Source organism: Alicyclobacillus fodiniaquatilis, assembly GCF_042678105.1.
GTDB lineage: Bacteria > Bacillota > Bacilli > Alicyclobacillales > Alicyclobacillaceae > Alicyclobacillus > Alicyclobacillus fodiniaquatilis.
Genome location: NZ_JBHUCX010000023.1, coordinates 44,569 through 57,443 on the forward strand (window position 1 = coordinate 44,569; position 12,875 = coordinate 57,443).

12 protein-coding genes are annotated in these 12,875 nt (G+C 44.4%); 9 read left to right on the top strand and 3 right to left on the bottom strand.

All coding sequences use genetic code 11. The annotated features are described in order from the left end of the window. Positions 1 to 137: 137 nt before the first annotated feature. From ACFSB2_RS09230 to ACFSB2_RS09270, 9 genes are all read left to right on the top strand, one after another. A complete protein-coding gene (locus tag ACFSB2_RS09230; RefSeq protein ID WP_377942752.1) occupies positions 138 to 1,217 on the top strand; it encodes a glycosyltransferase family 2 protein in 1,080 nt (359 codons plus the stop codon). Positions 1,218 to 1,673: 456 nt separating this feature from the next. Beyond that, on the top strand, positions 1,674 to 2,096 hold the full coding sequence (locus ACFSB2_RS09235) for a hypothetical protein (RefSeq protein ID WP_377942753.1): 423 nt from the start codon (positions 1,674 to 1,676) through the stop codon (positions 2,094 to 2,096). An 894-nt stretch (positions 2,097 to 2,990) separates the two neighbouring features. Next, positions 2,991 to 4,064: a phosphodiester glycosidase family protein gene (locus ACFSB2_RS09240; RefSeq protein ID WP_377942754.1), complete on the top strand. Its 1,074-nt coding sequence runs from the start codon at positions 2,991 to 2,993 to the stop codon at positions 4,062 to 4,064. 238 nt (positions 4,065 to 4,302) lie between these two features. Next, a complete protein-coding gene (locus tag ACFSB2_RS09245; RefSeq protein ID WP_377942755.1) occupies positions 4,303 to 4,845 on the top strand; it encodes an RsfA family transcriptional regulator in 543 nt (180 codons plus the stop codon). Positions 4,846 to 5,028: 183 nt separating this feature from the next. Further along, positions 5,029 to 5,763, top strand: coding sequence for a hypothetical protein (locus ACFSB2_RS09250; RefSeq protein ID WP_377942756.1), 735 nt, complete (start codon positions 5,029 to 5,031; stop codon positions 5,761 to 5,763). Between the two features lie 5 nt (positions 5,764 to 5,768). Further along, positions 5,769 to 6,491, top strand: a complete 723-nt coding sequence (locus ACFSB2_RS09255) for a 3'-5' exonuclease (RefSeq protein WP_377942757.1) — start codon at positions 5,769 to 5,771, stop codon at positions 6,489 to 6,491. Between the two features lie 431 nt (positions 6,492 to 6,922). Beyond that, positions 6,923 to 7,270, top strand: coding sequence for a response regulator (locus ACFSB2_RS09260; RefSeq protein WP_377942758.1), 348 nt, complete (start codon positions 6,923 to 6,925; stop codon positions 7,268 to 7,270). Positions 7,271 to 7,318: 48 nt separating this feature from the next. Continuing rightward, positions 7,319 to 7,540 carry a hypothetical protein gene (locus tag ACFSB2_RS09265; protein WP_377942759.1) on the top strand — a complete coding sequence of 74 codons (222 nt, stop codon included), beginning with the start codon at positions 7,319 to 7,321 and terminating at the stop codon, positions 7,538 to 7,540. Between the two features lie 12 nt (positions 7,541 to 7,552). Next, the gene (locus ACFSB2_RS09270) at positions 7,553 to 8,242 is read left to right on the top strand and encodes a sporulation initiation factor Spo0A C-terminal domain-containing protein (RefSeq protein WP_377942760.1); all 690 of its coding nucleotides are present in this window, start codon (positions 7,553 to 7,555) and stop codon (positions 8,240 to 8,242) included. Between the two features lie 278 nt (positions 8,243 to 8,520). Here ACFSB2_RS09270 and ACFSB2_RS09275 read toward each other — a convergent pair whose 3' ends face one another. The 3 genes from ACFSB2_RS09275 to ACFSB2_RS09285 form a co-directional block, all read right to left on the bottom strand. Further along, entirely contained in the window at positions 8,521 to 9,753 is a 1,233-nt protein-coding gene (locus tag ACFSB2_RS09275; RefSeq protein ID WP_377942761.1) for a cytochrome P450, read from the bottom strand. Positions 9,754 to 10,369: 616 nt separating this feature from the next. Further along, positions 10,370 to 10,693 (bottom strand): YolD-like family protein, encoded by a 324-nt coding sequence (locus ACFSB2_RS09280; protein ID WP_377942762.1) that lies wholly within the window; start codon positions 10,691 to 10,693, stop codon positions 10,370 to 10,372. Between the two features lie 11 nt (positions 10,694 to 10,704). Next, a complete protein-coding gene (locus ACFSB2_RS09285; RefSeq protein ID WP_377942763.1) occupies positions 10,705 to 11,985 on the bottom strand; it encodes a Y-family DNA polymerase in 1,281 nt (426 codons plus the stop codon). Between the last annotated feature and the right edge of the window lie 890 nt (positions 11,986 to 12,875).

Here is a 12,875-nt window from a genome sequence, read left to right on the forward strand (position 1 = left end):
ACCAAGTGGGCGGCCTTTTTTTATTCGCATCCGAAATCCCAATAATGTCCTCAGTTTGTCCTTTCTCCAATCAAAATCTGATGTCTAATAGAGTTAGGGTCAATATGGGTGGTCTAAACTTTTAAGGAGCGAAAACTGTGACGGAGACACGGATGCGACCTAAATTGGTTAATGCTGGACAAAGCGTATCGGATGATGTATTTGCAAGAACAATCACTCAATCAACAACAAATCAGGTCCATGCTTTTGCTGCCGATGTACCAGTGCAGTTATCTATAGTTGTGCCTGTGTACAACGAAGAAGAAATCATTGAAGAGACGTACTTACGTATAAAAAACGTGATGGAATCAACAAATGAATCGTATGAGTTGTTGTTTGTTAATGATGGTAGTCGTGACGGTACTGCCATACGTCTTCACCAAATTTGCGTAAAAGACCAACATGTAAAGATCATCAACTTCTCACGTAATTTCGGACATCAATTCGCCATTTCAGCTGGTATGGAACATGCCACGGGAGATGCGGTGGTAGTCATGGACGGGGACTTGCAAGATCCACCTGAACTAATTATAACCATGATGGAGAAGTGGAGGCAGGGATACCAAGTCGTTTATGCCAAACGGTTGCAACGCAAAGGGGAGACGATGTTTAAGAAGTGGACTGCATCCGTCTTCTATCGCGTGCTGCACCGAATCACTGACGTCGAGATTCCAGTCGATACGGGGGACTTCCGCCTGGTGGATAGAAAGGTATGCGATGTACTGAATCTCATGGAGGAAAAGCACAGGTTCATTCGAGGTATGGTGAGTTGGGCAGGCTTTCGGCAAACCGCAGTCGAGTACGTACGCGACAGTCGCCAAGCGGGACAGACAAAGTATTCCGCGAAAAAGATGCTGAAACTCTCGATGGACGCAATCACGTCATTTTCGCACTTTCCGGTCAAATTAGCAGCTTATATAGGTGCGCTCAGTCTTTTCGCAGGCTTGGTGTATTTGTTCAGTATATTGATACTCTATAGAACTATATCAAGCGTAGAGCTGCTCACCTTCGTCGTCTTTATTCTATGCGGGTGTATTCTCGCATGTATGGGGGTTCTCGGTGGATATGTCAGGCGCATTTATGATGAAGTAAAGGGTAGGCCGTTGTATTTGATTGATAGTCTAGAAGGCTTCATCACCCCTCAGGTGAACCATGACTGCAATGCGGATGGTCCCTGACGGAACTGAATCAGATATCGAATCCGTATCATGGAAATTTGAAAGGGGGATATTGGTTATGGAATCAATGCTTACAGATCATATTGCTTCTCTGGTGAAAGCAATTGAGGACGGCGACCTTGAGTTTGCATACGGTTAAAACGGATATTGTATTAATGGGCGGGACGGTAGCCCCTCATTTTTTGAATCACGGCCACTTTACGGTTCCATTTTGCACTTTCGGCTAGCATATACTTCGGCTAACATCTCGGCAAGTAGTTAAGGGACCCTATGTATTGAAAGTTTGTCCGCTAAACGTCCGACTTTCTACAAATTCCTCACGTAAAATTTCTAATGCACGGAGAGTACTCATTAACTCAAAGGCGGCATCTTCTCCCAATTCGATCTACAAAACTGTTCAGCACAACAACAAACAATGGCTATTTGTGTGTAATAAACGTAAGGAGGTAGCGTTCAATGTGGAGATTAATCACTAGTGTTTACTGGTTAGGGATGCCGAAGCAACCGGTTAACCCTCGTATCTTTCGCTCCGTTAAAGGATGGTTCGATCTATTCTGGTCGTACGATATTCATCCAACCGTATTCTTCCTTGTTCTCCTTGCACTCATAGGATTATGGATATTTGCTGTGGTCGATCTGGTGAGAAATAACTCGAAGAAATCCGCCCTTATCGTATCGTCCGCATGTCTCATAGTGTTTTGCTTGCTATGGCAATGGGAGACACATGCATTTCTAACAATGCCGGCGCAACTGACGTACGACATTATTAAGACAGTGCTGTTGATTCTGCCGATGGTGGTTGTTTTATTGCAAAGGACACCACAGAAGCCAGTGGAGAAAGAGATAGCAGATTTAATAGCCACTAGCAAACTATTGTAGGTTTGGATATTCCAGCCAAGTAGGAACAAAATCTATGAAATGATACAATTTAGGTATCACCCTTTTTCCCATGATGGACGTCTGATTAATTAGGCGTCCTTTTTTGTACCGTAAAACATAATGGTGCTCCGTTGGGCAATTTTTTTACCCGCGAAACGTCCAACAAAGCCCAAGGATTCGTTGTCTAATATAATTGAGCAACGGATGAAATAATGTGGAAGGAGTCATTATGCGATACACCATAACCAGACTATCATTATTACTCGGAACGGCAGGTCTAGCAGCCTTTACAGCACCATCCGTTCAACCATAAACAATTAGTACCCCGACAGCGCAAGTATTCATCGAGCAGACTGCATAGAATAGCGCCATGACAGCGATACATTATGCAAGAGCCAATATAGACCTCGACATGTATGAGTTTACGAACAACGAGCTCCTCCTGTTAACTTTGGACAAGATGGCGGACATTCGATGATTATTATTCGTGTAGTGGTTGTCGCATTTTGTCGTACACTGGTTGATTAGATGAAATGAATAATGAGGGTGATGATATGTCGGCAGACTATGAAATTGGAGAGCGTAACTCCAATGGGCATTTTCCGGTGTTGTTAGACGAAAAGCGCATCGGTTATATTCGGAACTTTGGTAGAGGTTTGTTGAGTAGCTGGACAGCTTAAATGACAGATAACAACCCTGACGGACCGAAAGATTCAATGGTCGAAATGGGACTTGAGATGAAGAATAGTGCAGCAAAATTCCTGGTTAGAAAGTACTTAGATACCTACAACAGAAATGAGGAACTGCGGTTAAACAGAAATGAGGGGCTGTAAACCTCCTTCGCGCTCAACGGGTTAATGCTCACAAACTAAATGAGATTAAGGGAGTATGTACATGAAGAAATCGACACTTGCAATAAGCACCGCTGTCGTAATCCTATCCGTAGCAGCTTTTTGCCAAATAGCTTCCGCTTCAACTCAACCTGCGTGGAGTCAATCCATAATTCAGCATCACACGTTAATCGATGGCGAGACGGTGAACTATGTCACAATCAACGTTCATAATCCTAAAGTTTGCGTAATGCCAGTAGTAGCAAACAACCAATTTGGGACAACTGCATCGCTCGCAAACATGGCGAAATCAGCACATGCGGTAGTCGCGATAAACGGTACTTTCTTCAACTCCTGGTCAAATGATTATCCGTCTGGTGCCATTGAAATAAATGGTCAGTTTGAGAGTGATTCAGAGGGGACGATACTCGGATTCGGAAATAACGGACAAATGTTGATGGCTCGGGCAAAGGAGTCGCTTAGTGCGAACATTGAAGACCAATCCAATCCTTCGGTTACTGGCCTATGGCCTTGGTACTTAAATGTTCCAAGTGAAAACTCAGACCGAGTAGACATTCTCACATCCTTTTACGGTAAGACAACCAAAGATAGCAGGGCGTCTGTAGTTGATATTGAGGGAAACAGAGTGTTGAGCATCCATCAAGGGATTACGACTATTCCTTCAAATGGATTTGCAGTCGAACTCGGAAGCAATGAATCATCTATGCTTAATCGAATTCATGCGGGCGATCCGGCTAGTTTGAGTGTCTCTGTTGATGGCTTAAATGGGGATGCAATTAACTTTTCCGCATATCCAAATGCAATTGGAGCTGGGCCAATGTTGGTTAACGGGGGTCAAATCGTTTTGAATCCATCGCTCGAAGGTTTCAAAGACCCAACCTTGATTGATACAAATACGCTTCGTAGTTTCGCGGGTATTGATAATAAGGGTGATTTGGTCCTTGGAACTATTCACTCTGCAACTCTAGCTACAGAGGCACGTATCGTTCAGCAACTAGGACTACGGTCTGGGATGAACCTCGATGGAGGAAGTTCAACTGGACTTTACATGAATGGACAATACATCACTTCACCGGGACGTAACTTAGCCACTTCCCTAGTAGTAACATACAAGTGATACTTGAAGAGGTACTTGTTCCGGTCGTACAGAATGGCCCACCACTGGCATAATAGTGTCAACAAGCTCCAGAAGCCTCTCAGAATTGCTTGCGGAACTATAATGCGACCTCTAAGGGGTCGTTTTTTCTTGTCATCAGCATGAATATGAATGGGTTTCCAAGACATAAATATCTAATTAGTACGTATGGGGTCGTTCAAAACTGGCGATAAAGCTAATAGCGAAAGGAGAAACTTAGATGCCCAAATCAGCAATATTCCGTACTGACGCTTGGACTGAAGAACACGATGCGATATTAACAGACATTGTTCTAAATTCCATTCGTTTTGGAAAAACACAACTTTCGGCGTTTGAACATGCCGGTACATTACTGGGGAGAACGCCGGCAGCGTGTGGGTTTCGGTGGAACGGTGTTGTGAGAAAGACATGTGAGGATCGGATACAAAGAGCCAAAGAAGAGCGGAAGGCATTAAAGGGCAATAACGAGTCCTCCGTGCCTGAAACTACTGAGGTGGAGACCGTAACATCTAATACAGAGATGGAGAAAGTAATCCAGTTCCTCAAGAACTATGATGATTCGTTTCAAAACTTAGTGGGTAAATACGAACAGGTTGCAAAAGAAAGGGACGAGTTATTAGTCCGAGTTAGGGAATTAGAGACAGTGCCACGAGAACAACTGACTCCGGAGCAAATTGCCGAAGATACACAAACACTACTCAAGATTCTCGAACGAGCGCGGCGCGTACTCCCACCGAATAATGTTCTTTCTGAGTCGGTGTAACTGTAATCCCATCACATAAGTCCCGCCAAAGCCTGGGGGACTTTTATTTGTCTATAAAGAGATTTTAAGCCTTAGACATGTTTTAACACCAACATACAATAAATTGATGTTCTACCTATTGACAGGAGCAACAATAATTCGTGATATGCTAGGAAGTAATATTTATAGATTGGAGAAATACTGATGAGTTGGACACAAGGTCAACACCGTGAACAGTATCCAGATGACAACCGAGGAAATTATAAGCACTCGAGTGGATCTGCGAACCGACGGGACTATAACTCAAATAAGCGTGACTCGGGTAATACAAGAAACGACCGGCCCAATCAGGAGGAAGTTGCAGCGACATTCACTCAACAAGGGCTTGCAACATTCTCGGAAATTTTCGGTAGTGCTGTTGAAAAAGCGATTGCAAAAGAACTCCCAAGTGTGGTCAGTCAAGCAGTTGCAAAGGAACTCTCAAGTGTGGTTAGGCAAGCCGTTGAAGAATCAATTGAGAGAAAAATGTTCCAAGCAATCCGCTTAGTAAAAGAAGAAATCATAGGCGACTTGCTAACTCACGTGTCAAACATCCTTGAAGAATCTACACGCGAGAAAGTTTCAGCGATGGAGACAGCAGCCGCTGCCGTTCAAGTTACCGAAGAATATAAGAAAGTGAATGAAAGCGCAGAGAATTCAGGTTCAACGCCTAAAGTGAAAACGGGGAACAATGACGTCGATGCAGTTATAGCTCTCCTTAAACAAAAGGGTCAGCCAGTAAAGTTTGATGAAATTAAAAATCTACTTCCTGACCTTAAATGGGGTAGCAATCCAAGTGTGAAAATGTCCAATATGGTGATTCATTCAATGGGGCAGATCAACCGACTCGGAAAAGGATTTTACGAGTACAATGATGGGTCAAAACACATAAGGGTGTAGTATTTATGCGCATACAAGATGCACGTTTCGTTGTTCTCGACACTGAAACCACAGGTACTAATCCAGAAATTGATCGTGTTTGCGACATATCCCTTGTTGAGGTCTCTCGTAACGGAATCAAGCCATTATTCAACACACTAGTTCATCCAGAGCGTGATATACCACCTACGGCCTCGGCCATCCATCACATTACCCTTCGGGATGTGGCGGATAAGCCAAAGTTTGATGCAATATGGCCTACTATAGTTCAACATTTGGAAGGTGCAATTGTGGTCGCTCACAACGCACGGTTTGACCGTTCCATGATTCCAGAGACAGGTCGGCCGTGGATATGCTCTTATCGCCTTGCACGCCATTTATGGCCGGATGCGCCCGCGTTTGGTAATCAGGTTCTTCGGTACTGGATGGACATAAACGTGCAAGCGGAATCCGCCCACAGCGCTGCAGGGGATACACTGGTCACCGCGCATGTGTTTTACCGTGAATTAGCCTATTATCGGAAGTTCGTTGCACAAACAGACCAAGTTGAAGACCTGATATCGTATACCTACTCCCCAATACCCATAGATGTTATGCCCTTCGGCAAGCACAAAGGGGAATTCATGGATTCTATACCAAAAAGTTATTTTTCCTGGGCACTACAGAATGTTTCCGAATTAGATAAGGACTTGAGGTTCGCAATGGAACAACGGTTAAAGCAGGATGTACGAAGTACCGAGACGGCATAAATCACATGCCTGATCGGTTCTTTTTTTTGTTTTGGCAGTGTCCGCGAAATGTGGTTTCTGAAGTATTCACCCCTATCCGCTGAACCATAGTGTCACATCCTCATCGCTAGTTGCCAAGCGCGTTGTGCATTCTCAAGTTTAAGACCTGACAAGACAAAAAAGAGGACATCATTCTGACAAAGTGAGAAAAGTGAGCTTTGGACTTGATTCTTATTGACAATTGGAAAGTTTCACCGTTTGACAAGATGTCCTCCACATGTCCGGCGTGACAAATGATTTTCGGGTGTAATGGAATATGGCACTTTATCTAATCAAATTTATGAGTCGCAACTAAACGTGGACAAAAAGTCACTGCAGATGAGTTGTGATCCACCACACGAACCGCAGTTTCAAACTATCTTGAAACAAGCTTACAGAAAGGGAAATGTATTTTGGCAAGAGTACTAGTAACAGATGATGCAGCGTTTATGAGAATGATGCTAAGAGGTTACTTGACTGAGGGTGGACACGAAGTCGTAGGAGAAGCCGCCAACGGTAAAGAGGCTGTGGACATGTACTTCATTCATCAACCAGACGTAGTGACGATGGACATAACGATGCCTGAAATGGATGGAATAGAGGCTGTTAAAGCCATCATGGCTAAGTGCCCAGACGCAAAAATCATTATGTGTTCAGCCATGGGACAGCAAGCGATGGTAATTTCAGCAATTAGAGCTGGTGCACGAGGATTTGTTGTGAAACCACTAGAGAAAGAGATATGCAAATTGGTTTCCTATTGAACGGAGGATACACAATGGCATTAAGCACCGGAGAGGTAGTTAAATTTCTTGCAAATGCTACGATTGAAACGGTGGATGAATGTACCTGGAACACTCCAAAATGGCGCATCTGGTCTGGCTCAACCACCACTCGTTCAGTCAGACTTAGGGGTGATCGTCGAAATCACTGGAGACTTACCAGGGCGGTTGTACGTGCGTTCAAGCGCTGAAAACTTCTCTCAAATTGCAATGAGTTCCTTTGACCATTCATTAGGTATGCGAGAAATGTAAGGGGGAGACAACATGAATGGTAGGGGAAAGTGGTTTGACCACACTACAGGAATCGGCACGATCGCTGCGCTGGATGGACACGATTACACATTCAAAATGGAAGATGTACATTCTGGGGGAATGATCGAAGAAGGTGACTACGTTCAGTTCGTACCAATCGCAGACGACATCTACCGAGCAAATCATATTCGGGTGATTGCAAAGGCTGATGAACTTCCCACCAATCTAGACCTTTCAGATCGTGGAGCATTGGAAAGTTTAAGGGACTTCTTAATTCTGTATCTCGCGGACGCAAACGTACCACCGCAACAGAAGCAAAAAGCAACGAGACGCATTAAAGAACAATGGACACAATCTGTTTTGTCATCCGAGATTCGGGACATTATCCATCAGATAGGTATACCGGTACACATTAAGGGTTATTTCTACATTTCTGACGCTGTTCGTTGGCAACACGATGAAGTCTCAGTAGATACGAAAGAAATGTATAAAGCCCTAGCCACAAAGTATAAAACTACGCCTTCCCGGGTTCAAAGAGCCGTAAGACATGCAGTTATCACTGGGTGGGGTCGTGGTAGTAAAAAAGACATTCAACGTATTTTCGGATATGACAAAGACTTGCTTATAGGCCCCCCTTCTAATGAGGAGTTCATAACGCAAATTCTCAGGTATGTGAGGGAACAAAAATCGCAAACGGAATAATCACAGCAAATTGACCACCTTGAGGAGGTGGTTACAAAACTGAGAGTACGTAATACAAACATAAGTTGGTGTACACAGGAAACAGACCGAGAAACTTCTTCTTGGTCTGTTTCATTTTAGTGGGTAAATCGTTAATGACCCTATCGAAACATGTACTATGGCCGGGGGGCAGCCCACCGCCAACACGTAAATCACTTCATGTTCTCAAGCAATACCGGCTACCGTAGCATGTCCATCAAATCCTAAGGATGAGTGGTGATGTAGAGTTCGAGTTCAAATCAGATTTCAATTACAAGTTCCTTCAATGAACGCATGAGTAGCGATGGTATCCACTGTACTTGGCTCGTACTGAGATTTAATGAAGAAAATTTGTTGATCAAGGAACTTAACGCAATTGCACCTTCTTGTCGAGCCAAAGGTGCGCCAAGACAGTAGTGAATCCCCTGACCAAATGCCAAATGACGATTGTTCTGCCGTGTGATATCAAAGGTATCGGGATTGTTAAAAACTTTCGGGTCCCGATTGGCTGCCGAAATCCACACATTTACGAAATCTCCACGTGAAAGTAACTGCCCATTATACTCGAAATCCTCTTTTACCGTTCGTCCAGTAACTTGAACAGGTGATTCAAATCGTAATACTTCTTCCACTGCTGATTTCATTAGCCCTTGGTGGTTCCTTAGCAATAACTGTTGATCAGGATGTTGAGTCATTAGGTATATAGCATTCGCAATCAAATTAACAGTTGTTTCGTGGCCAGCCATAAGGATGAGAATGCACATATCCAGTAACTCATCCTCAGACAAACGGTCCCCGGATTCGCGTACATGAATCAGTTCACTAATTAGGTCCTCTTTAGGATGCTTTGTTCTCTCCCTGACAATATTCCGGAAGTACTCTCGGAAGTCGATGGTTACTTGATTACCATGTAAAAGCGTTTCCATAGATGGTCGGATATCTAGCGTTCGAACGAAGGCGTTCGACCATTCCTTAAACAATTCTCGATCTTCGACTGGTACTCCAAGCAGCTCAGCGATCACAATTACTGGTAATGGAAATGCAAAACTGCGCACAATATCGAGCTTTGTCCCTTGCTCAAACTCATTGAGAAGATGTTTCGCTATATCGTGAATTCTAGGCTCGAGATGCCTTATGATCCGTGGCGTGAAAGCCTTATTGATTAACGAGCGAAGTCGTGTGTGGTCAGGTGGGTCCCGGAACAACATCGTATTTTGCTGAGATTCCGATAAACTACGAATCGAGTCAGGTACGGATGGTACCTTTTCTGCAGGAAGTGCATTACGAAGTTCTCGTACGAAACGATGATCTCTCAACACAAACAACGTGTCGTCATAGGTTGTAAGGGTCCATCTTGTAAAAGGTCTACCTGATATATGTTGATCCGGTTCACTGTACAAAGGGTATGACTCCCGCATCAGTTTAAGTACAGCGTGTCTATCCTCCTGAAACTCAGGAGACATTGGGTTAAATACGAATGTATGTTCAGTCACCGGTATACCTCCTCGTACCACTAATTCTACAAGCAATCTGGAAGTGAGGTAATCCTTAAACAACGATATTTATTAAAGGCTGATGAATTTGTAACATCCAATTATGGGTGTCTTATTGTATCCAAATGTCCATACATTCTTCAGCTCAAATGTAGGGGCCTTAAGGGACACCTAGTGCCATCGTTGCGATTGCATTCGCGATTCCTTGGTCTACAGTAAAAAATCGTCCTTTTTCATGGTCATTTTGTAAATCAGGAAATGTGTAAATTGTTTAATAGAGAACACAGATAATGATTTACTGATGTATTGCTCTCTTTTGACAAGCATAAACCGGAATGAAGGTGGGGGAGATGGAGTGATCCGTCTCTTTTCTATTTGGCTCCGATATTTCAGTTTCAAACTATCTTGAATGTTGTCCCCTATATGTCCTTACCCGACCGGATTCGGCAGAAACACGAAAAAGGGGGGCAACTCTTGGAGTTACCCCCCTTATTTGCACGTGAGCGTCCGGCTTATCTTCGGCGTGACCGAGGCCACACGTAAGCGCAGGTGGAGTTCAACTTCGGCGCAAATTGATATTTGTATTGTAACAGCCTTTGATAGGTCTTATGCGATGTTAAATAATGGATACCGAGACAATACGATCGGGTGAAAGAGTGTGCTTTATTCCGTCGGACGTCACGACCTGTAGTTTACCGTTAAGAATTGTTGGACTGCCTTCAATAATCTCATTCTCAAAGGTAGCGAACAGCTCAATTCGCACGGAACGTTCGTCTTGAATCGCTTCCGTTATGGTATATGTCATTTCTGCAAGTGACTCTTGGGACAGGATAGGTTTTGTTCGGGCCTTACTCAATTGTTCCATTCGCCGCATCTCCGCACGGTGTTCTGGAAGGATTATACGCATGGCGGCATACAAATTACCATCAACAATATCCATTCAAACTCACCTCACGCAAAATGACCACCAATTTTTTTTCCGCTTCTAGCAATCATTTGACCAACGGGTAACAAACTGGAACATCGGAAAATAGCAGTCTCACCAAACCGATCCCTTATCTCATCAACAATTTGATTTTTATGGTCTTGGCGTACAACATCATCAAAGAGACTGAGTTGATTTGATTCATGTTCGATTAAATTGTCTAAGCCAACAGAGAGTGCCCGAATGTCGTCTTTACCGTTCCACCACCGGTCGAATAACTTCATGAACAAGGGGTACAGCTCGCTAGCGTCGTTGGAATAAAAGGAGAGGGTTTGAGACTTCCAAAAGCCGCCCGTAAAGCCTGCATATGTGGCCCCGATACTAATGCGTCTTCCCTTTAAACCAGCACGTCTAACACGAGCGCAAACCTTGTCGATGAGCTCCAAGGCAAGCACATTCACTTCTTCCCGTCTGTAATCGCGGGGAAGAGTCATACGTTGTGAGTAGCCGCTATGGGGCGCGTCATAGGAGTTTGGATCCACTGGTGAAGGGTCTTGTCCATGACTCCACCGGTAAATGATCGTCCCCCAGGCTGGTCCGAACACATGTCGTAATGAATGGGCGGGAATTCTAGCGACGTCCCCGATCGTCTCCGCACCAAATTTTGTTTGAAGTACTTCTCCGCGTCTCTTGATCCCCCACATCGAGGACACCGGGAGTTCCCAAAGTTTTTCGAGGGCTTCATCTTCCCTCCACCAGACTATTCCGTCCTTACTCTTTTTAGCGATCGAGTTGGTCATCTTGGCAAGCCACTTGTTCGGCGCAAGCCCTATTCGAACGCGGATTCTGTAGAGGTCCCATACTTTCTCTTTAAGTTGTGCTGCATACTCAACAGGGTCATTGAACCGACCAGTTAACGTGCTGGAAAAAAATGCTTCGTCGACAGAAAATTGCTCCTGAAGTGGGTAGTGCTGTTTAATTGTTTCTTGTATTCTGGTGCTGAAATCTATATACGTCTGCATTCTTGGTTGAACGACAACCATTTCTCTGCGTTTATCTAATCGAAGTGCTTCGCCTAAAGTCATGGCCGTACTCACGCCTAATTGTTTAGCTGTTGGTGTGGCCGCAAGAATAATTGCGCTACGTCTCTTGGGGTCGCCACTTACCACCAAGCAAGGGTCGGATAGGCTATTATCTTCGGTTCTCGATAGGGCGTATTCCGGTCTTGTCGCACACTCACAGCTAGTATAGAAGCTCTGGCAGTCTATGAGACCCACAACGTATTGTGTGCCTACCTTACCGTTCATTTGTTGGCGCCCTCCTTATTCCGATTCGCATGACTCGAAGCCTCGCTCGAACCTCAGCATCAAGGGCGGCTTTCATGAATATGGCGTCCTCGATACCACTCTTGTTACGAAACTGGATGCGAACATCAAGCTCCGAGTACTTCGTATCCAAGATTTTCAGTCCAGAAGACTTCATTTGATGCATTGAACGCGCAATCTCTCGCCGAATTTCATCTTGAAGCAGACGAAGAACTAGTATATCTCGTATATCTGCAGTCGGCCGATACAAGTCATCACCCACTAGAACGTATGTTCTTGCATTGGTATTATACGTGCGAGGAGATTTCCTATGCAAACATTTGTTCGCAATGGATTGGATGGTAAATTTTCCGGATCATAAGCTGTCCGCATTTAGTCCGACTAGAAATGATGTTTAGGTGTTAAATAAAAGAAGCAAGAGCAAGTGTATAGGGGTGTATGTGATGAGTGGAGCGGTAACTGGTCCGGAATGGGAGCCGTCAGAAGACCAGATTATACGAGAGTATTATCCAATTATGGATCTGACAACTTTAAAGGGGCATCTGGCGAAAAATCACCGAAGTATCCCGGCCATACGCTCTAGAGCGAATAAACTGGGAGTCAAACGTAATCGGATGGGAAAAAACCTGAACCTCCTCAACCTATAAACCCGGATTTCGACGATTAGGTGATTGAGGTCATTGACCGGGGCATGTTTTCAAGTATTTGGTCGATTTGTTAGCGAACACGGCGAAATCATGGTACGGAACTAGAGCAATGGACACAATCCCCCCCTCCCCAAGCCAGGCTATGAACTCCACTTTTTCAATTGGAAGAAAAATCTACGTGGCGGCATGAAGCATGATCAACGACCGATGCTTTGCATACACGGG